The organism is Longitalea arenae, from assembly GCF_016924755.1.
Classification (GTDB): domain Bacteria; phylum Bacteroidota; class Bacteroidia; order Chitinophagales; family Chitinophagaceae; genus Niastella; species Niastella arenae.
On sequence record NZ_JAFFJX010000008.1, the window covers coordinates 337,029 to 358,720 of the forward strand.

General features: G+C 46.8%; 16 protein-coding genes and 1 tRNA gene. 12 read left to right on the plus strand and 5 right to left on the minus strand.

What is annotated here, in order from left to right; translation table 11 throughout:
- Positions 1-196 precede the first annotated feature (196 nt).
- The 5 genes from JT717_RS17735 to JT717_RS17755 all read left to right on the plus strand — a co-directional run bounded on the left by JT717_RS17735 (position 197) and on the right by JT717_RS17755 (position 8,271).
- Positions 197-715, plus strand: coding sequence for a YybH family protein (locus JT717_RS17735; protein WP_205512007.1), 519 nt, complete (start codon positions 197-199; stop codon positions 713-715).
- Positions 716-856: 141 nt separating this feature from the next.
- On the plus strand, positions 857-1,363 hold the full coding sequence (locus tag JT717_RS17740) for an RNA polymerase sigma-70 factor (protein ID WP_205512010.1): 507 nt from the start codon (positions 857-859) through the stop codon (positions 1,361-1,363).
- A 201-nt stretch (positions 1,364-1,564) separates the two neighbouring features.
- Positions 1,565-2,632, plus strand: a complete 1,068-nt coding sequence (locus tag JT717_RS17745; protein WP_205512011.1) for a FecR family protein — start codon at positions 1,565-1,567, stop codon at positions 2,630-2,632.
- Positions 2,633-2,782: 150 nt separating this feature from the next.
- Positions 2,783-6,319: a SusC/RagA family TonB-linked outer membrane protein gene (locus JT717_RS17750; RefSeq protein WP_205512013.1), complete on the plus strand. Its 3,537-nt coding sequence runs from the start codon at positions 2,783-2,785 to the stop codon at positions 6,317-6,319.
- 74 nt (positions 6,320-6,393) lie between these two features.
- On the plus strand, positions 6,394-8,271 hold the full coding sequence (locus JT717_RS17755) for a RagB/SusD family nutrient uptake outer membrane protein (RefSeq protein WP_205512015.1): 1,878 nt from the start codon (positions 6,394-6,396) through the stop codon (positions 8,269-8,271).
- Positions 8,272-8,365: 94 nt separating this feature from the next.
- Here the strand turns inward: JT717_RS17755 and JT717_RS17760 are convergent, their stop codons facing one another.
- The 3 genes from JT717_RS17760 to JT717_RS17770 form a co-directional block, all read right to left on the minus strand.
- A complete protein-coding gene (locus tag JT717_RS17760) occupies positions 8,366-8,923 on the minus strand; it encodes an anthrone oxygenase family protein (protein ID WP_205512017.1) in 558 nt (185 codons plus the stop codon).
- Between the two features lie 16 nt (positions 8,924-8,939).
- The gene (locus JT717_RS17765) at positions 8,940-9,908 is read right to left on the minus strand and encodes a hypothetical protein (RefSeq protein ID WP_205512018.1); all 969 of its coding nucleotides are present in this window, start codon (positions 9,906-9,908) and stop codon (positions 8,940-8,942) included.
- A gap of 176 nt (positions 9,909-10,084) precedes the next feature.
- Positions 10,085-10,900, minus strand: coding sequence for a helix-turn-helix domain-containing protein (locus JT717_RS17770; protein WP_205512020.1), 816 nt, complete (start codon positions 10,898-10,900; stop codon positions 10,085-10,087).
- Between the two features lie 214 nt (positions 10,901-11,114).
- On the opposite strand from JT717_RS17770, the gene JT717_RS17775 reads away from it, so the two are divergent.
- The 5 genes from JT717_RS17775 to aat all read left to right on the plus strand — a co-directional run bounded on the left by JT717_RS17775 (position 11,115) and on the right by aat (position 13,984).
- Positions 11,115-11,189: transfer RNA gene (locus JT717_RS17775), tRNA-Val, on the plus strand.
- Between the two features lie 281 nt (positions 11,190-11,470).
- Positions 11,471-11,932, plus strand: coding sequence for a hypothetical protein (locus tag JT717_RS17780; RefSeq protein WP_205512021.1), 462 nt, complete (start codon positions 11,471-11,473; stop codon positions 11,930-11,932).
- Between the two features lie 264 nt (positions 11,933-12,196).
- Positions 12,197-12,652, plus strand: a complete 456-nt coding sequence (locus JT717_RS17785) for an SRPBCC family protein (RefSeq protein WP_205512023.1) — start codon at positions 12,197-12,199, stop codon at positions 12,650-12,652.
- Positions 12,653-12,903: 251 nt separating this feature from the next.
- Positions 12,904-13,200, plus strand: coding sequence for an ATP-dependent Clp protease adaptor ClpS (locus JT717_RS17790; protein WP_205512026.1), 297 nt, complete (start codon positions 12,904-12,906; stop codon positions 13,198-13,200).
- A gap of 130 nt (positions 13,201-13,330) precedes the next feature.
- Positions 13,331-13,984 carry a leucyl/phenylalanyl-tRNA--protein transferase gene (gene aat / locus JT717_RS17795; RefSeq protein ID WP_205512028.1) on the plus strand — a complete coding sequence of 218 codons (654 nt, stop codon included), beginning with the start codon at positions 13,331-13,333 and terminating at the stop codon, positions 13,982-13,984.
- Between the two features lie 54 nt (positions 13,985-14,038).
- On the opposite strand, the gene JT717_RS17800 is transcribed toward aat, so the two are convergent.
- Positions 14,039-14,527 (minus strand): hypothetical protein, encoded by a 489-nt coding sequence (locus JT717_RS17800; protein ID WP_205512031.1) that lies wholly within the window; start codon positions 14,525-14,527, stop codon positions 14,039-14,041.
- Positions 14,528-14,652: 125 nt separating this feature from the next.
- Positions 14,653-16,020 carry an exonuclease domain-containing protein gene (locus JT717_RS17805; RefSeq protein WP_205512034.1) on the minus strand — a complete coding sequence of 456 codons (1,368 nt, stop codon included), beginning with the start codon at positions 16,018-16,020 and terminating at the stop codon, positions 14,653-14,655.
- 1,598 nt (positions 16,021-17,618) lie between these two features.
- Between JT717_RS17805 and JT717_RS17810 the strand changes: the two genes are divergently transcribed.
- Together JT717_RS17810 and JT717_RS17815 are read left to right on the plus strand one after the other, a co-directional pair.
- A complete protein-coding gene (locus JT717_RS17810; protein WP_205512036.1) occupies positions 17,619-20,285 on the plus strand; it encodes a valine--tRNA ligase in 2,667 nt (888 codons plus the stop codon).
- Positions 20,260-20,916: a phosphatase PAP2 family protein gene (locus JT717_RS17815; RefSeq protein WP_240348196.1), complete on the plus strand. Its 657-nt coding sequence runs from the start codon at positions 20,260-20,262 to the stop codon at positions 20,914-20,916. Before JT717_RS17810 ends, JT717_RS17815 begins: the two co-directional genes overlap by 26 nt.
- Positions 20,917-21,692 lie beyond the last annotated feature (776 nt).

The window sequence follows — 21,692 nt, forward strand, 5'->3', positions numbered from 1 at the left end:
TGGTGAAAAAATGGTTTTTTAAAATTAGGATAATTATATATTCGAAGTACATCAATAAAATTGATAATGATCATGTTTTCACTTATGTGTTAGTGTTGTATTAATAGAAGAGCAGCGTGAATTGACATATATCAAAATTGTTTTTCTGCGATCAACTTTTGGCGCCAAAGCGTTTACCTTAGTACAAAATACCAACATGAAAAAATATTGCTCGCTCGCCATACTGGGCCTGCTGTTACTCGCTGCCTGCGAAAATGCTGCCACCGATAATACGGGCAACACGGATAATACGGCTAACAATACCAGGAACGACTCCGCCGCCGCATTTGATCTATCAAAAGCCAGAGCAGCCATCGAAAATGATAATGCGAAATTTATGGAAGAAGCACGAAGAGGCGACTCAAACGCCCTGGCGGCGCATTATGCATCTGATGGATGGTTGATGTTCAACAACGCTGAACCTTTTAAAGGGAAAGACATTGTTTCGGCCTGGGGTAGCGCCATCAGAATGGGCATGAAAGACCTGAAGATCACTACCCAGGATGTGGTGGGCAGTGCCGAAGTGCTGGCCGAAACCGGAACCTATGAAATGATCGGTGCTAACAATAAAACAATCGACAAAGGCAAATACGTAGTGGTATGGAAGCCCGAAAACGGCACCTGGAAGATCTACCGCGATATCGGGAACAGCAGCATGCCCATGAAAAAGCCCTAATTTATTTCTGCAAAATCGTTTTTTATCTGGCAAAAAACACATACTTTCAAAGTAAATTAGAAGTAAACCCTTTCCTCCTACAGTATGTTTGCCAGCGCTTCCTCACATAGCGGAAATGAATTGTGCCTCCAACGGGATGGCATGGCTGCATTTGAACTTTTGTATAAAGAATACTGGTACCAATTATATTGTGTGGCTTTTAAATACACCGGTTCTGGCCCCGATGCCGAAGAACTGGTTCAAAACCTCTTTGAAAAAATATGGCGTAACCGCGCCACTTTACAGGTAAAGAACTGGGGCGCCTTTCTCACGGTATCGCTGAGAAATATGGTCATAGATTTTCACCGCCAGCAGGCGGTGAAAAATAAGTTCCTGGAAAATTATCAACCCGGTGCCGCCACAGCCAGTATGGCGGAGGAACTTGAACAGGAGCAACTCCTGGTACTGATCGAAAACCACCTGCACGAACTGCCCGAGAAAACGCAAACCATTTTTAAACTGAGCCGCTATGAACATAAATCGGTAAAGGAAATTGCCGGTCATATGCAACTCACCGAAAAAGCCGTTGAATACCACATCACTAAATCACTCAAACTGCTTCGCCAGCATTTACGGAATTACCTGAACACTTACTTTACATTGTTGTAGGTCACTGGCAGTTGGCAGGTAGCAGTTGGCAATTCACCATTGGCAATTCACCATTGACCATTCACCATTGACCATGCAGTGGGCAGTGGGCAGTTGGCAATTCACCATTGACCATTCACCATTCACCGCTCTCTTCAAAAAAATCTTTCACAATATTTTAGGGATCACCTTCAAAACTACGTCATATAATAAACACCGTTATTGAGCCAGTCGAACTTTGATGACCTATTACAAAAATACCTTGCAGGCAAGTGCAGTTCAGCAGAAGAAAAGCTTGTACTGGAATGGTATGAAACCTTGATCCGGAACAGCAACCTGCATCTATCAGAGGCCGACAGATCACTGATCGAAGCGCGGCTCTGGAACAAGATCCGCGCCAATGTGCAGGAGCAGCCGGCGCCGGTGAGCCGCCAACCAATCACCACGCGCATGTGGTATCGCATCGCCGCTGCAGCCGCCATCCTGCTCCTGATCGCTACAGCCATCCTGTTCTACCGGCAACAACCCGTTAAAAACCTTCCGCTGGCCCTGATCGCCCGGCAGGCGGGGTACGACAGCGCGCTCAATACAACCAGGCAGCAACGGCTGGTGCAACTGGCAGACAGTACCCTCATCACGCTGCAACCCGGCGCCATCGTGTATTTTCCAACGGTGTTTACGGGAACAACCCGCGAGATCTATTTGCAGGGCAGCGCTTTTTTCAATGTGCACCATGATGAAAGGAAACATTTCAAGGTGCACCTGAACGATGCATTAACCACAGAAGTGCTGGGCACCAGCTTTCATATCACACAACATATTAGCGACCGGAAAATAGAAGTGGCAGTCGTTACAGGAAAAGTGATGGTGTATAAACAGCAGCCAAGTGAAAACCGAACCGGCCAGGACAGCAGTGCAGGTATAGTGCTCACCCCAAACAAAAAACTAACTTTCAATGCTGTTTCCGATCAAATGATCACCGGTCTGGTTGCCGATCCCCAACCCCTGTCAAATAGAAAACCACAACCGGTTACCGGCAGCCAGCCAGTGAAAGAACCGTTTGTATTCGAAGAAACGCCTTTACAGCAGTTGGTAGAAACCCTGAGCGATGCATATGGCATTTTGATAACCATAGAAAACGAATCTTTGGGCAGGCGTCATTTTACCGGAAACCTTTCATCGTATAGCCTCTTCACCCAGTTGGAATATATCTGTAGGTCAACACAAACCTACTACGAGATAAACGGCACACAAATAATTATAAAAGAAACCAGAGCAGGCGATCAATAGCACCTGTTATTTCATCACTTAAAATCTGTTGAACCGAAAACACCGGGCCACCCGTGGTATGTGTTGCGCTGCATAATGCGGACAGGCCCTCCTATTGTTATGTAAAACCAAAACTGCGAACCTATTTACTGATTGAAAAAAATCTTCACTATGAGAAAAGAACGATTGCAATTCGGGATCGTTGCACGCCTCCTTTTGTGGCAACTGATCTTCATCATTACCTGCAGCAATACAGTACAGGCCCATGCACAAAATGTGCTCGACAAAAAGATCAACCTCAGCATAGAACAGGTTGAAGTAAAAAAAGTACTTAAAGAAATACAACGGCAAACGGGCGTATCATTTATTTACAGCAGCGACATCATTAACCTGAACAAAAAAATTTCCTGCCGGCTGGTTAACAGGAAACTCGCTGAGCTTTTTACCAATGTACTCTCACCGGTAGGCATTCTGTTCAGCGTCATAGACGATAAACAGATCTTGCTTTACAACTCGCCGGCCAGTCCGAAAAAAACAGTTGAACAGGTCTTTTATCACGAAGCGCCCCCACCCATTACCGTGAGCGGACAGGTACTCAGCGACAAAGGCACGCCCTTGCCTGGCGTATCGGTGATGGTACGTGGCGCCTCTACCGGTACCACAACCGACCCCGAAGGGCGGTTCTCTTTACAAGTTCCTTACGCGGAGGCCACCATCGTATTTTCCTTTATCGGCTTTCAGTCCCAAGAAATTGCCCTGCAGGGACGTACGACACTGGCCGTTTCCCTAAAAGAAGATGCCCAGAATTTAAAAGATGTAGTGATAGTAGGTTATGGTACACAAAAAAAGATGACGGTCACCGGTGCTGTAGCTGCCATCTCCTCCCGTGAACTGCAGCAAAGTCCAACCGCCAATTTAACCAATGCCCTGGCCGGCAGATTGCCCGGCCTGAACGTTAACCAGTTTGCCGGCGGCGAACCTGGGGTAGACATCAGCGACATCTATATCCGGGGTATCGGCACTTATGGCAATGCCCGGCCCATCGTAATTGTAGACGGTGTTGAGCGATCATTGAATTACCTGAGCGCCGACGAAATTGAAAGCTTCACGATCCTTAAAGACGCATCCGCTACGGCTGTATTTGGCGTACGCGGCGCAAATGGCGTCATTGTCATTTCAACCAAAAGAGGAAAGGCCTCGGAAAAAGCATCCCTGAACTTTAAAGTATCCGACGGTATAAATACCCCGATCCATTTTCCTGAATACCTGGGCTCGGCCGATTACGCCATGCTCTATAATGAAGCCAAGATCAATGATAACCCCGGGGTTTCTCCGGGCAACCTGAACCTGTTCACAGAAGAACAGATCGAAAATTACAGGAAGGCTAAAGGCGACAATTCCGATGGCCTGGGCTATAACATCGATTATTTCGACTATGCATTCAAACCCGGCTTTCAACAGGATTATAGCTTAACCATCCAGGGCGGAAGCAATAAAGCCCGGTATTTTATCATGGGTAATTATTTTCAACAGAACGGGAATTACCGGCAAACCATAAATGACCCGTATAAGACCCAGGCCATTTTCAAGCGGTATAATTTCCGGTCGAATATCGACGTTGATATTACGCCCTCTTTATACGCCACCCTCATCCTCGGCGCCCGCTTAACCGACCGCAATGCACCAGGTACTACCGCTAACCGGGTCATTGAAATCGCCAATACCCAGCCTCCTCACTACCCCATCGTGCTGGAGAGCAACAACCATCCTGCGAATGCAGCTTACAATGTGAATTTTCCCAATGGCATGTTGTTCGGCACCCAAACCTACCGGTTCAATATGCTGGGCGAATTGTCAAAAACCGGTTACCTCAATCAACGCGTCAATTACCTTGATGGAACTTTTATTATGGGGTATAAACTGGACGCGCTCACCAAAGGATTGAAGTTCGAAGGCATGTTCTCTTATGACCGGCAGGGTGGCTACTGGGTAACACGCTCTGTACCCACCGAGTCGCAAGGCTACCGCGTATATCCCGGTTATGCAACTTTTTATCCAACAGATGGTGTAGATGTGTATATGAAAGGTGGTCATTATACCGGAGCATACAGCACCCCGCGCCGTTCCACTGATAATACTTTAGGCAATACCTATTCGCGCGACGATGAAATTGGCCGAACCTATTACCAGCTTAAACTCGATTACCTGAGAACATTCGGCAAACACAATGTATCGGGATTGATCCTGGCGAACCGTTCGATCAGAATAAAAAATAACGAAGTGCCTTTTTGTTACCAGGGAATTTCCGGCCGCCTCACCTATAATTACGACCAGCGTTATCTGCTCGAGTTCAATATGGGCTACAATGGTTCGGAAAACTTTGGCCCCGGCCGCCGCTATGGCAAATTTCCGGCAGGCTCTGTAGGCTGGGTAGTGAGCAATGAAAGTTTCATGCAGGCTACGCAAAACTGGTTAGACCTCTTAAAGATAAGAGGTTCTGTCGGACTGGTAGGCAATGACCAGGCCGGGTCAAACCCCAGTGATAACCGCTTCGGTTACCTGCAGTTTTACAATAACTCCGGCGACTCCTATAATTTCGGCACGCAAAACAATAATAACCCCGGCGGTATTCGTCCGGGCCGCCTCGCGAACCCGATACTTACCTGGGAAAAGGCCAGAAAGATCAACCTGGGTATCGACCTGGAATTTTTAAGCAGAAGACTTACCATTACGGTTGATCTGTTCCAGGAACACCGCTACGATATCATAACCGATCTCAGCGGGGCCGATAAACAGGGATTTCCTTCCCTCGTAGGCACCAGCGCTCCGCTCCTGAACGTAGGCATTGTAGACAACAAGGGCATTGATTTTGAGATCAGCTGGAGCGACAAGATCGGCAGCCACTTCACGTATTCTATACGGCCAAACTTCTCCTTTGCCCGCAACAAGATCAAATACCAGCGCGAAGTGAATAGAGATTACTCCTGGCAATATCGTACAGGCCGGCCCGTTGGACAACCATTTGTTTACCTGTTCGATGGATTTATCAACAGCCAGAAAGAAGCCGATGACCTGAATCAAATGAATAATGGTACCGGCTTTCAAAAATGGGGTACAGTGTTACCGGGTGATGTAAAGTATGTTGATATTGATGGCGACGGTCAGATCACTGATCTCAATGACCGGGTAGCCAGAGGTTATCCGCGGGTACCTGAAATTCAGTTTGGGATTCCCATGAGCTTCCGCTTTAAGTCATTCGATCTGAGCATCCTGTTCCAGGGCGCTACCCATACTTCACTGTTACTGGGCGGACCAGCCACCTATGATTTTCCGATTTACCAGAACGATGAAGTGGGCAAGGTAAAACCCATGCACCTGCAACGCTGGACGCCCGAAACCGCTGCAAGCGCCAAATACCCGGCCCTGCATTATGGCAAATACGACAACAACAAACAATACAACAGCAGCCTGTTCCTGTACAATGCCCAATACCTGCGCTTAAAGAATTTTGAAGTAGGCTACTACCTGCCTACCCGGTGGATGAAGCGGGCAGGACTGCAAAGGACCCGGGTATACATTCAGGGCATGAACATGGTAACCTTCGACAACCTGAAAACAGTTGATGTTGACCCCGAAACCAACGATGCCAATGGCAACTGGTACCCGATCATGAAAGTGGTGAATTTCGGGCTTGATATTACATTGTAAAACAGTCACCGGTTACCGGTCGCCGGTTACCGGTAACTGGCGACTGGTAACCGGTAACCAATAACTCATCTATTATGAAAAAAGCAACTTTATTTATATATATCGTCCTTATAATTTCCATAGCTGCCTGCAAAAAAGACTTCCTCGATCGTAAACCCGACGACCAGATGACCGAACAGCAGGTATTTGCCGATTATGAAAAAGTGAACAAGCTGGTCACCGATCTCTACAGCGATCTTAAATCCCGTTCGCGTGGATTGGCCTTCCTGCAACATTTTTCACTCAGCGCCATCACCGATGAATGCCGGGGATCAACGGTTGAAAATGGCCAGTCACGTACCTATAATACGGGAGGCTGGAATCCCAGTGATCAACCAGGCAGCGGCTTTAAATGGGGCGACATTTACGCCACCCTTCGCATTGCGAATTTGATCCTCCACGGGGTGAGAGCTTATGGTACGCCGGATAATCCACTCAACAAAGGCGACCTTGACATCCGGATGGGTGAATCGTATTTCATGCGGGCCTATTATCATTACCTGGCCGCCAGGTTGTATGGCGAAGTGCCCTATATCGATTACCTGATCGATCCCAATGGTGATCTGGCCATTAAGCAGGAACCCTTTCATACCGTCGTAGACAAGATCAGTAAAGATTGTGACTCGGCCATCGCCCTTTTGCCGGTAAGTCAAACGGATCCGCAATTTGCGCGGGTTGAAAAAGGAACAGCCCTGGCCTTACAGGCTATTGTTCGATGGATGGCCGCTACCCCACTCTATAACGGCGGTGTGCTGCCCAACGATAACCGCATCGGCAAAGCGAGCTACAGCGCCCGGGATAATAAACGCTGGGAAGCCGCCCGCGACGCCGCCAAAGCCGTACTGGACCTGAAAATGGAAAACGGCCAGCTCCGTTATGGTTTGTATACGAATTATGGACCGAATGATTTTGTTTCGGGCAGTAACAATAAAGTGTATTCGCGTTTGTACCAATTATTCTATGACTTCAATGCCTTCAGAACAGAAGGTATTTTTATGCTGATGAACGATAAATGGGAAGCCTGGCAGGGCGACAATTATCCACCATCGGAAGGCGGCGGTTCCCGGCAACAGCCCGTGCAGGAACAGGTAGATGAGTATGAATATATTGCGCCCGATGGCTATGGTTACCCGGTGTACGATGCCCGGGCGGTGGCCGACGGTTACGACGACGCCAACCCTTACGAAGGCATTAAACGCGATCCGCGGCTGTACCGCGACGTTATCTACAATGGCGCTATGTTCCGGAATTCTGTAAAGAATATGGCAACGGGCTCCGACCGCATTGGCGCTACCAATTCCACGACCACCGGTTATTTTCTGCGCAAGTTTTACCGCGAAGATTACCGGCCTGGCAATGGCGTAGGCTTCCAGATCCATTATCCGCTGATAAGACTACCGGAGATCATGCTGATCTATGCAGAAGCCCTGAATGAAACCGGCGGTTCACCAGATGAGATCATGACGATGCTGAATACGATACGGCAGCGGTCGTTTATGGCGCCGGTGCCACCGGCTGTAAAAGGTGATAAAGAAAAAACCAATGAATACATTCAACGGGAACGGCGGGTGGAATTCTTCTATGAGAACAAACGCTGGTTCACGGCCCGTTTATATTTAGAACCCAGCAGCGCGAGGGAATTGGCCAGGGAGCAGGCCTGGCAGGCCGCCGGTGGTGATAATGATACCCGCTCCCAGAAATTCTGGCCATATCCCAAATGCCAGCGCATGGTAAATGGGATGAAACCGGTTGAAGACCCAAATGGGAAAATAGTGATCGGTGGAAAAAAATACAGCATGCAGCGGTTTTATGTTTCCACCTGGGTGTTCGTAGCGCCTACGCATTATTTCTTCCCGATCATGCAGGATGAATTGATAAAAGATCCGGCCTTACAGCAGACACCCGGTTGGTAGCGATGAAAGCGGTCAAATGAGTCACATAAGTCAAATGGGTCATATTAAGTCAAATGAGTCATATAAGTCACATAGATAAAATCAGTCAGACAGGTTAAAGCGATTGCACTACTTTTTGACTATTTTGACGCTTTGCCTCTTTTGACTCATTTGACTGCTTTGACTGCCCAATAATACAAGCCATCAATACCAGTATCAAAGCGATGGCGTTGGCGATGGTGCGAATGCGGTGCAATTGATTCCAGGGCTTTTCAAACTGCGCCCGGTGCTCACTGATCCCTTCAGGAGAAGCCGCCTGAATATTGAACGCATCCAGCGCATTGTTCAGCGGAACATTGCCCATAATGGTAACCCCAAAAGTGCCGATCGCATACACGAGGGTGGCAGCAAGCAAGAAATAAAAACGCATCGAAGCGGGATGGCTGTACTGCAGCCAGGTGCTCACCGGCAATAATACCAGCGTGCCCATAAAGCTCATAAAGAATAAAGGATTCAGTATTTCGCGGTTGATCGACTGCATGGCAGCCAGGTAACCGGCATCGGGTAATTTGCCCAGTCCGGCGTTTACCGAACAGGAATAGGCGTAAAACAAACCAGCGATCAGTGCGGTGGTAAAAGCGGTGACCAGAAGAGTGATGTTGGCGAAAGTCATTGTATATGGTTTTATGTTATAGTTGTAAATATTGTTTGATCAGGGAAAGCCCTTCCGTATCAACCGTGGTGGTACCAGTTCGGGGCATAGTGCCTTTCTCCATCAGATGAATGATACGGTTCTGTTTGGCGGAGATGCGGGTGTTCTCAAAGGGAACTTCCCAACCAAAACGCACACCCGAGCGGGCACAGGAACCTTTATCGCTATGGCAATGCGCACAATTCACATCGAGGTATGCCCGCACTCTTTCGGGCAAAGAAGAGGCTGCATTTTTCCAGTCCGGCAGTTTGGAGAACCGGTCTGGGTTAACCGCATGTAAGACACCGGCTTCCTGAAGATACTGTAACTGGTTCATTGTTTTGTTATTCCGTACTACGTTCCGGTTAAGGTTCCTGATCTTCGGCCCCACCGGCATCAGCGAATTACCGCTATTATGGCAACTGGCGCAATCCCTGGCAGCAGGAATATGATAAGCGATCGTTCTGGTATTTGCCTGCTCGTCGATCCAGGTAACGGACGTATTCGAACCGCCGGTTGCTAAAACAGCATCCGTTTGTCCGGCGTTCCAAACATAGGTAGCTCCCAACCATTGGCCTTTGTTCTTTAGCAGCAGCCTGGTCTCGATCAGCCTTTTCCCTTTTGAAACATTTCTTTTATCGTTGAAATAATAGAAGGTCTTTACGAGCATAGTTCCGTCAGGGAATTCAGGCAGTCCATCCCCTGTTGCAGTAACCGTTTCGCCCACGGGCAGTTTGATGAGCCTTTGTTTTTCGGCAAAATCGGTGAACAGACCGGTAGCGAGTTCATACAATTGAAAACCATTGCCGGGAACAAGGGCTGCCGGATCACCTGTGAAAATATGATAATCCGAAAGGCGGGGCAATAAGATGCCGCCATCGTTTGCAGCAGCGCGGGCACCAGGCAGGTATTTGGCTGCCAATGCTCCTGAAACCACCAGTATTGCCAGAGTTATGATCCGGTTCATACAATTGTTTTATGAACCCAAAATTACCCGGGCGATGAAGAGAAAAATAGAACAAAAACGACACGAAGCAATGTGATAATTTGATAATGTGATAATGTGATAATGAAATGCCGGCAGCGGCAATGGCAGATGAAAATCTGCAAATAAGATGTACGAATCGGCAGCGTTTGGGAGCGTTATTTTATCACAGGAAAATTCTCGGCTATTTCACTCAGTTGTTTGCGGTAATCGAATGGAGAAACGCCGGTGAATTCTTTGAAGGAGCGAATGAAGTGCGATTGATCGGCATAGCCGTTCTCGTAAGCGATATCGGACAGTTTCTGATAATTATTTTTGCGAAGCTGGGTCAGCGCTTCCTGGAAGCGGCAGATGCGGGAGAACAGTTTGGCAGAAATGCCAATGGATTGTTTGAACCGGCGCTCAAGGGTGCGTTCAGAAAGCTGCAGTTGTTTTTGCAGCACAGCAAAGGAAACCTCGCCTTTTCCCTGGAGGATTTCAGTGAGGGCAAAGCCGGAGACCGTGTCGTGCCGCTCATGATTCCGTTCAGCGGCATTGAGTAAACTGGCTGCGATCAGGTTGATCTGTTCTTCAATAGAAGCGGCATACATGAGTTGCTCCTGCAGGTGCTTTTCTTTTTTATGTTGCACGAGTCCCAGGTCAACACAGGAGCCGGTTAGCTCATGGGCATCGATGCCGAAAACCCGCTGCAGGGCATTCGGTTGTAAACAGATCCCTACGGTATGCAGCTTTCCATTCAAATACATTTTGGTAGGCTGAACCGTTTGGCCATATACGAAAATACCGGGCAATTGCTTATTTTCTTCCAGGTAGAAACTTCCTTTATCAGGCTGTTGGAACATGATGCCGGGACAACCGTCAGCGAGTGGACTGAATGTGATGGTAGAAGCGGTAGTAGTATTACTTTCCAGTACCCAGAAGTACTTTACAAAAGGCCGAAGATTGTCGGGCGGTAAAATAATACGGTAGTCCATGTACAGGTAAGATTTAAAATGGCCCCTGTTCAGGGACTTATGCAATTTATTGATTTTCCGGGTGCCGGCTTGTTTAAAAAAGGGAAAAAATACTCATTATCAAGGCAAAAAAATTTGGTGGAAATATAACAAGCCTTATCTTTGCACTCCCAAAACGCAATAAGGGTAGCAAGAGAGAACCTAAAGAGTGTCAGGGAATTAGAAGATCTTACAAGGGAGTTTAGCTCAGCTGGTTTAGAGCATCTGCCTTACAAGCAGAGGGTCGGCGGTTCGATCCCGTCAACTCCCACAGCACTGAAAGGTTCACAGCAATGTGAGCCTTTTTTTATTGATAGATACACAATGCCAACCCAAAGGTAACTTTATCAGAATGCCTTTTGTTTTAATCCATTTCAAATACCCTGAATTGTTATGAAAACAATCGTACTTTTAATGGCCGCTGTTTTACTTTTCAGTTGCAAAAGCAATCCTGGCGCGGATAATAACAAAGCAGCTAAGAGCTCCCATAAAAATATTAGCGACCAGCCAGTAAATGAAGATTTTCGGGCCTTCATTGCCAAATTCAAAATCTTGCAACTTCCTTTAACCATTAAAACGCTTGAAATTAACGATTCTACCCTGCCAGGCCTTGAAGGTCATGACACCAATTATATAAGAAATGAATACCCCGGTACCCGCCAGTGTGCATATGGCTTATTACCCGACACTACAAACAACTACAAAATAATATGGCTGTTGCCTGCAGAAATTTATGCGCCCATTTTAACTACGTTTTCAAAACAGGGACAAAAACTGAGCGAAGCTTCCCTGGGTGTAGGTGGATGCGGTTCGGACTGTTGTTTTGAATGTAATGAAACCATTATCATCAACAAAGATCTTTCTATATATTCAGCCGATTCTATTAAGAGTTGTGAATGCGACGACAATGGTCCCAAACCGGAGACCATGCGCAAATACGCAAGAGTGAAAACGACAAAAATTGGTATTGACGGACATTTTACTTTTTCGGATATTGTAGAAAAAGACTACTAAACTCTTTATGCTCAACCAGGATCTTTGTAATCAGTTGCTACTGACAGGACGAAATTGAGAAATTAAGAATGAATGCAAGAAAACGGTGATCGACAATAGAAAAAATCCCCCCTATTGCATCCCTCATCAACACCCGGTGATTTCGTGCCGGGAAAACAGTGAGCAGGCATTCACCTCACATTTTTAGCAATCAGCGGCTACCATAAATAAGAATGCAATGAACCATTCAACCCTTACAGGTGTTTCTATTACCTGTAGCTGACTATGTCTTACCAAATTGAAAAAACAGTAACCATCAACGCTCCGGCGGCCATCGTCTGGACAACCATCACCGAGCCGCAGCTGATGAAGTTATGGATGGGTGATGCATCCATGCAACTTGAAATTCAAACGAGCTGGGTGGTGAACAGTCCGGTCATTATTACCGGATTTCACCACCTGCATTTTGAAAACAAAGGGATGGTGCTGCAATTTGAACCGGGAAAACGGCTTCAGTATACGCATTTAAGCTCCCTGTCGCGGCTGCCTGATCAACCAGAGAATTATTCAATCCTTACCTTTGATCTCATCGCCGCCAACGATCTTACAACGCTAACACTTACCATCACTAATTTCCCAACGGAGACCATTTACCGGCACCTGGCTTTTTACTGGCAAACAACGATCGTGATGATAAAAAAGTTTATAGAAGAGAACCAGTCCCATATTCTGACCGAGTGATCATCGCAGTTAGATAAACCAGCTGGAACTAAACCCAGCGCTCAGGTGCCGCAAGCAGGTAATGAAGGGCAAAAACTTCCGCTTTCGTAATAGAGCCGCAACAGTGTAGCCCCGTCCTTTTTCGTATTCGTCACAGTTAATTGTTCTGAATGAAGCGTTTATGTGAAAAACACCCTTTATTAAAAACCCATAAAAGGGCTTGCTAAGCGTAGGGTATTTTTATAAATTTGTACCGGAATAAACCATTATATATGGCTATCGACGCACCGGTTAAACCACATTACGAGGAGGATACAGATGTTCTTACCACATTGGATGAACCATATAGTTTGATTGTATGGAATGATGAGGTAAATACATTTGAATGGGTGATAGAGACCCTGGTAGAAGTATGCGGCCATTCAGCAGAACAGGCCGAACAATGCGCTTATATCATCCATTTCCAGGGTAAATATGCCGTAAAACAAGGCTCATACGACGAATTAAAACCACAATGCGATGCCATCACCGACCGCGGTATTGGCGCTACCCTTGAAGTATTGACCTGAGCCCGCTCATCGTACTCATCAACTTTCGCCTGCCGCCGGCCCTTCCCTATCCTAATGGATTATGGGGCGCTGATCTACATCTTACATTCTTCTTTTTGTCTATATTTACGGCAACCAACCATAGTCCGGCATGCCTTTATTTGCGTTGAATAAAGAAATAATATTTCCACCCGTTCACCTGGCTGAACCGGATGGATTATTAGCTGTTGGCGGAGACCTTTCTACCGAACGTTTATTAGTGGCTTATCGCCAGGGCATTTTTCCATGGTATGAAGGACAGCATATTTTATGGTGGTGCCCGAACCCCCGGTTCGTCTTAACCCCTGCTACGTTGAAGGTAAGTAAGAGCATGAAACAGTTGTTCAAAAAAGAAGCATTTACCTTCACGATCAACAAAGCATTTGCAGAGGTGATCAATAACTGCAAGAATATAAACCGGCCCGGACAAAGCGGCACCTGGATCACCAATTCCATGAAGGATGCTTATACCCGTCTGCACCGCCAGGGCTTTGCGCACAGCGCAGAAGTATGGTTGAATGATGAACTGGTTGGAGGCTTATATGGAATAAGATTGGGCAAAGTGTTTTTTGGCGAAAGCATGTTCAGCAAAGTAAGCAATGCCAGTAAATATGCTTTTATCAGCTATATTCATCAACTGCAGGAAGAAGGTGTGCAGTTGATCGACTGCCAGGTATATACCGAACACCTCGAAAGCCTGGGCGCACACATGATCCCGCGCGATGAATTCATTCATTTATTAAAGATCTACATCCCCGAAAAATAAAAAAGGAGCCCTTTGAATAAGCGCTCCTTTTTAGTTAACGTATCAACTGGTTAACTACTTACTATAGGTGGCTACCGAATAATGTTTCAGGGTAGTTACTTTCAGTTGATCATTCTTCACATACACTTTCTTGTACTCCCTGAATTGATCATGGTTATCCATAAAACCCACGACACATGAATATTTATCTTCGCCTTTTTGAATAACAGGTTTTGGCGCTATGCCCATATCAGGCAGCTTCAACGTATCATCCCCTTCCAGTTCTTCGTACTTTACTTTCATGATGTACTGAAAGGTCTTAGGCGTTTCATACAGTTTTACCGAAAAATACCAATCGTTCAGCGGATTTTCCGTTTTTTCCTTGTGCTCCGCCACCGGCTCGGGATTCACCGTGTTGCGGTAAAGCGGTACTTTTTCCGCAGGTGGCGCTTTAATAGGCGCAGCGGCTTTTGCATCTTCCGCCTTGGGTACTGCTTCTTTGGGTGTTGTCTCATGACACCCGGCTGCAAGCAAACAGCATAATAACAGGTTGCGTCTTTTCATAGTGTGGGTTATTTAAACAAAATTTAAGAAAAACAACAAATAGAAAGCGATGTCGCACAAGCTTTCACAAGTTTAATACCAAATCCGCATACTTACTGATCAGCGGCAATATATGTGGGGGATTTTTAAAAACTCACTTTCTTATTAGGATATCTTTCAACATATTGGTATACCAAACCCCTGATATAATCATTTTCAGGGTAAGGCGTGAGGTAATTTTTCAATTCTTCGCGGCTGGTAATACCAACGCCGGCAGGTATATAGCCCATGCCATAAAATTTGCCTTTTTCCATCAAAATGCAACTTTGCTCATCGCGCGCATGCCCCGCATCTACTACCGCAAAAGTGGGCAGCCATTCTTCCAGCCATTGCAGGGCCTGCTGCACACGCTCGTTATATACATCTACTGTTTCTTTATGCTCACAGGCGCCTAAACAGGCAACTTCGCCGGTTCCCGTACAGGGGCCTTGTGCTGTTTGCATAAAACATAATTTCGGACATAAATTAAACCGCTGGATCAACTGGTTCATCAGGCGGTGTCCTTCCAGCAGCAAATTGAAGGTATACAGGGGCTGCAGGTGTTTTTTCTTTTTATCGATGGCCAGGCGCAGGTAGCCGCTGTTATCCTGGAACATATATAACCCGTATGAATGGGTGAACCTTTTCTGGCTGCTGTTGAATTCCGGCCACAGTCTTTTTATCTCCACGCTTTCCAGGATAAAAGCCATCAGCTCGGTGCTGCATGACTGGTAGGTTATACGGTGTATGTTCCGTAAAAAATCCTGTCGTTGCTTTCCTGCGCCGTTATGCGTAAAGTGACTGCTCACGCGGTACTTAAGGTTCTTGGCCTTGCCCACATAGATCACCTTTCCGGTTTGATTATGGAAATAATAAACACCCGGTGTATAGGGCAGTTGATCAACCTGGTCTTTCGGCAAATTGGGTGGCAGTGACTGCTCTTTAGCGCCGCGTTTTATGAACTGCTGTATGTGTGGCTCAGCGTTATTCAACAGCAAATGCTCCAGCAACCGTACGGTAGCATCAGTATCGCCACCGGCCCGGTGCCGGTTATAAATATTGATCCCGAAATGACGGCAAAGATTTCCCAGGCTGTAAGAAGGCAAACCCGGGAACACCTTTTTCGCCAGGCGAACGGTACACAGCTTATTGCACACAAGATCATAACCTGCCGCGTCGAAATGATGTTTTAAAAAAGAATAGTCGAAGTTTACATTATGGGCTACAAAGATCTTTCCCTGCAAGAGCTCATATAATTTCGGCGCCAGTTCTTCAAAAGTAGGTGCACCGGCTACCATGTCGTTCGAAATACCGGTTAACACCTGGATATAATAGGGAATGTTTCGAACCGGCCTTACCAGGCTTTCGAAACGGCTTATAACAGATTGTCCATCATGCAACACAATAGCAATCTCCGTTATATCGTTATTGGCAGCGTACCCGCCGGTAGTTTCTATATCAACGATAGCGTACATAGATCGATCGTAAAGTTACAAAGAACGACCGGAAGCCAGAAGTCCAAAGCCGGAAGCCGGACACGAGACATTCAAAGCCCGACGCCGGAACTAAGAATCTGGAAACCGGCGTCATAACTGAGCCGCCAGGGTCCGGAGACCGGACCCGCAGCCGGAGACCGAAAGTCAGCAATTAGATGCGGAGATCCAGAAGCATATAAATGCCTAAGAATCTTAATTTATTCGAAGGTCAGTTCAGATGGCGCATTTCGGACCTCAGATTTCAGCTTTTTGACCTCGGGTCTCAGACTTCATTTAATCCTACCCCATGCGACTTTAATCCGTCCCGCATTGTTAAACCTCAAAAAATCCGTTGTCCATGCAAAAATTCAACATGCAGGGAACCGGAGAAAAGAGGACTATTGTAGCAGTGGTCGTAGTATTCTTCACTGCACTGGTTCTGTTTTCTTACTGGTTTACCCAGGGTTAATGGCTTTGCCGTCATTTAAAGTTTAAAAACGTATAAGTATGGAGCGCGAAGCGATAACCGTCACAAACTGCTTTTGTGCTTCATACTTTTTCCAGCACCGCGTAGCTTTACCCGCCATTTCAGGCTTACTGCAGGGTCCCTGGCCTAGGCCTCCCTGTTAATTTTTTAAAGTGTTGAGCAGTAAATAGTAGTCCTCACTTAATTTTGATCAATAAGTTGCCTGGTGCAGACATTTTGCTTTTTTTAAATAGGTAACATTTGCAGTTGTAATAACTGTGTATTATTTTTGTCCTGGCTTTCATTCTAACTGCCTGGATTTACTCTAACCGACGTTTATATCCTTCCTGAACTACCAAGGCTTTAGTTTTAATACCCTATACTTCGTAAGCCTGTGAAGACCGATTGCATGATCGTACTACGGATTTAATCACAATTAAAAAAAACGTAGCGTATGAAAAAGTCAACGCACAATCACTTCCATCTCGGCGAAAACGGTAAGGTAGCATTAATGGCAATTGGTTTTTTAAGCTTCATTATGTTGCTGTCGTACCTGTATTGGTATGCATAGTCATTTAGCTTAGCACAACCTTACTGAAACACAAAAAGCTTCCGGTATCTTGATAATGATATTGGATAGGAAATCATTTTGTAAGCATTCCGGGAAGCGGGGTGCTTTTTTTATGCCCCACCCCTATCCCCTGTCTGGCGGACTTAAACGACGACCCAAACGCATTTCTCTGGCCGGTTAGCTATAAGCTGCCCCTGCAACCAGCAACCTGAAACGTGAAACATGTAACCTGCAACACCAGCAACACCTGCAACCTGCAACCTGCAACCTGCAACCTGTAACCTGCAACCTACAACACCTGCAACCTGTAACCTGCAACCTGTAACCTGAAACCTGCAACCAGCAACACCTGAAACCCGCAACCTGAAACCTGTAACCTGTAACCTGCAACCTGAAACCTGAAACCTGCAACACCTGAAACCTGTAACCTGAAACCTGCAACACCTGCAACACCTGCAAGCCCGTCACTCATAAACTTTTGCAGCCTGCCCCCTTACCACCCCTTCAGGGGTCGGGGGGATTTATTACCTTTGCCCTCCCTTAAAAGGACACTACATACTTATGGAACTAAGCAAGAACTATCAGCCCGAAGCGGTGGAGGACAAATGGAGTAAGCACTGGAAATCAAAGAGATATTTCAATAGCACCCCCGATGATCGCAAACCGTTCACCGTGGTGATACCCCCGCCCAACGTCACCGGGGTATTGCATATGGGTCACACCCTCAACGAAACGGTGCAGGATATTCTGGTGCGTAAAGCCCGCATGAGCGGCTTCAACGCCTGCTGGGTGCCCGGCAGCGACCATGCCTCTATTGCTACCGAGAGCAAGGTGGTTCAAATGCTTGAAAAAGAAAAAGGCATTAAAAAGAGCGAACTCACCCGCGAGCAGTTCCTGAAACATGCTTTTGAGTGGAAAGAAAAATACGGCGGCATCATTTACCACCAGATCGAAAAACTCGGCTGCAGTGTTGACTGGGACCGCGTTTCCTTTACCATGGATCACGACTATTACAAAGCCGTTATCCGGGTTTTTGTTGACCTCTATAATAAAAAAATGATCTATCGCGGCGCCCGCATGATCAATTGGGATCCCGCCGCCAAAACCGCCCTCAGCGATGAGGAAGTGGAGTACAAAGAAGTACAGGGGAAATTGTATTATGTAACTTACCAGATTGCTGACGAAAATGGCACCCCTTTAGGGGCCGGGGGTATTACCATCGCTACCCAACGCCCTGAAACCATCATGGGCGATACCGGCGTGTGCGTGAACCCCAATGACGAGCGTTTTGCCCACCTGAAAGGCAAAAAGGTGATCGTACCGCTGGTAAACCGGGCCGTACCGGTAATTTTTGACGAATACGTTGACCCCGCATTTGGTACCGGGGCCCTGAAAGTGACCCCGGCCCATGATATCAATGACTATAACCTGGGTTTAAAACATAATCTCCCGGTAATTGACACCCTCAACGAAGACGGCACCCTTAACGAAGCCGCCCAGGTTTGCGTGGGCATGGATCGCTTCGAAGCCCGTAAAAAAGTAGTGGAAATGCTGCAGGAGCAGGGGCTGCTGGTAAAAGAAGAAGAATACACCACCCGCCTCGGCTACTCGCAACGCAGTCTGGCCGTTGTGGAACCCCGGATTTCAACCCAGTGGTTTGTCACCATGCGCTCCCTGGCCGACAAAGCCCTGGCAGCTGTAGCCAGCGGCGAAGTAAGGATCCACCCGGGTGATAAATTCATGGCTACCTACCGCTACTGGCTCGAAAATGTGAAGGACTGGTGTATCAGCCGGCAATTATGGTGGGGGCAGCGCATTCCCGCCTGGTACGACGACAATGGCAATTGTTATGTAGCCGAAACCGAAGAAGAAGCGGTAAGGCTTTGGGCAGAAAATATTCAACCCGGCGCTACCGGCTCAACAACGCATTCACCGTATACCAATCACCCGCTCCGCCAGGACGATGACGTACTCGACACCTGGTTCTCGAGCTGGTTATGGCCCATTGAAGTATTTAAAGGCATTACCTATCCCGGTAATCCCGATATTAATTACTATTACCCTACTTCGGTGCTGGTAACCGGACAGGACATCATATTCTTCTGGGTAGCGCGGATGATCATGGCCGGCATCGAATACATGGACGTAAAACCCTTCAGCGACGTATACTTTACCGGTATGGTGCGCGATAAACAAGGCCGGAAAATGAGTAAACAGCTCGGCAACTCGCCCGACCTGTTGATGCTTATCGATAAATATGGCGCCGATGCCGTTCGTTTTGGCATCATGATCTCCTCTCCTGCCGGCAACGACCTGCTCTTCGACGAAACCTCGCCGGAACAGGGCAGCAAATTCAACAACAAGATGTGGAATGCCCTGAAGCTGGTGAAGATGTTTGAAGCAAAGGTTGGCGCTACAGCCAACGCATCCACGCCTTTTGCCGTTACCTGGTTCGAGCACAAACTGCAGGCGGCCAAAGCAGAAATGGAACAGCATTATAAGGATTTCAAGTTGAGCGAAGGCCTGAAGACCCTGTATTCGCTCATTTGGGACGATTTCTGCAGTTATTACCTGGAATGGGTAAAACCGCCTATGGACCAGCCCATGGACAAAGCGGTATACGATAAAACCGTTTATTTCTTCTCAGAACTCTTGCATCTGCTGCATCCCTATATGCCCTTCGTTACAGAAGAAATATATCATTTGCTGGCGCCCCGGGCACAGGACCTGTGTGTGAAACAATTCACGGCGCCGCAACCATTCGATGCCATTGTATTGCGGGAAGGCCAATTGCTGATAGATGTGATCACCGGCCTTCGTGATGTGCGGGCAAAACAGCAGATAAAGCCCAAAGAGCCTATTAAACTGTATATCCAGGGCGAGAATACCGAGCTGTTCAAAGCCATTGAAGCTGTGCTGAAGAAACAGGTAAATATTGAAGAATTGACATTTGTTACGGAGCCTGTACCACAAACCATTACAGCGGTGATCGGCAAGGATAAGTTCTATATTGAAACTGAACGTTCTGTAGATACCGGCGCTCAAAAAGAAGAGTTGTTAAAAGAGTTGGACCGCCTGAAAAAGTTCCTCGAATCAGTTAATAAAAAGTTAAGCAATGAGCGGTTCATACAATCTGCAAGGCCGGATGTCGTTCAATTAGAGCAAAAGAAAAAACTGGATGCCGAAGAAAAGATTAAGGTCCTTGAAAGTAGCCTTCAAAACCTCTAAAAAAACAAAGACGGTCTCATATATCTTCAAAAGCATACTGTTCACTGCAGTATGCTTTTGTTATTTGCAGCCGCCGGCCATTGCGCAAAAACTGAACTTCGATCAGCGCATGTTGATCAATATGATGGAGAACAGAACGCCCGGCACTACCCGCTTGATGCAGGGCATATCGGATAATACGCAACTGGTGTCGGTGCTTATTCCGGCGACCGTAGTGGCAGCCGGTTTGATCGATAACAATAAAACGACGCTTAAAAAAGGATTATACCTGGCTGAATCCGCCGCAGCAGCCACCTTCATCTCTTATGGAATGAAATATTCCTTTAAACGGTCGAGGCCATTTATGGTTACACCCGGTTTAACAGCGGCCGGATCTGGCAGCAGTCCCTCCTTCCCTTCCGGTCATACTTCTGTAGCTTTCGCATCGGCTACTTCGCTCACCCTCGCATATCCAAAATGGTATGTAGCTGTACCTGCTTATACCTGGGCAGCTTCGGTAGGTTATTCGCGCATGTACCTAGGCGTACATTATCCCAGCGATGTACTGGCAGGTGCCGTCATTGGCGCCGGCAGCGCCTGGCTCATGTACAAAGCCAATAAATGGTTGTTTAAGAAGAAACCGAATCACTAATTAGCTAATTTGCTGATGTGCTAATGTATCCCGCTACTCTTAAAGCGCATGCTGCAACATACGGGAATACACTTATATGCAATGTTTCAAAAAAACCGGCAAGTTGCAGGTTTTTGCAATGATCTTTCGTCAACCAGCACATCAGCACATCAGCAAATCAGCACATTGAACATTGCCTCCGCGTAAAAGTGTATCTCCATCAGCACATCAGCAAATGAGCACATTGAGTCTTGCCTCCGCGCAGAAGTGTATTTCCATCAGCACATCAGCACATCAGCAAATCAGCACATCGAACATTGCCTCTCCGCGCAAAAGTGTATTTCCATCAGCACATCAGCAAATCAGCAAATCAGCACATCGAACATTGCCTCTCCGCGCAAAAGTGTATTTCCATCAGCACATCAGCACATCAGCAAATCAGCACATCGAACATTGCCTCTCCGCGCAAAAGTGTATTTCCATCAGCACATCAGCACATCAGCACATCGAACATTGCCTCCGCGGAGAAGTGTATTTCCATCAGCACATCAGCACATCAGCAAATCAGCACATAGAACATTGCCTCTCCGCGCAAAAGTGTATTTCCATTATCTCATTATCACATCATCACATTAGCCTGGCCCGATTTTTTCTATACCTTCACAGCACGCGATAAGACCACCGATTTAATTACCTATGATATCCTTTTAAAAAGAAAGGAACCAATTAACACTCTTTAATTGTTTTTTAATGATTGAGCGAATACTATAATATTATGGTATTCGCATAACTATTTT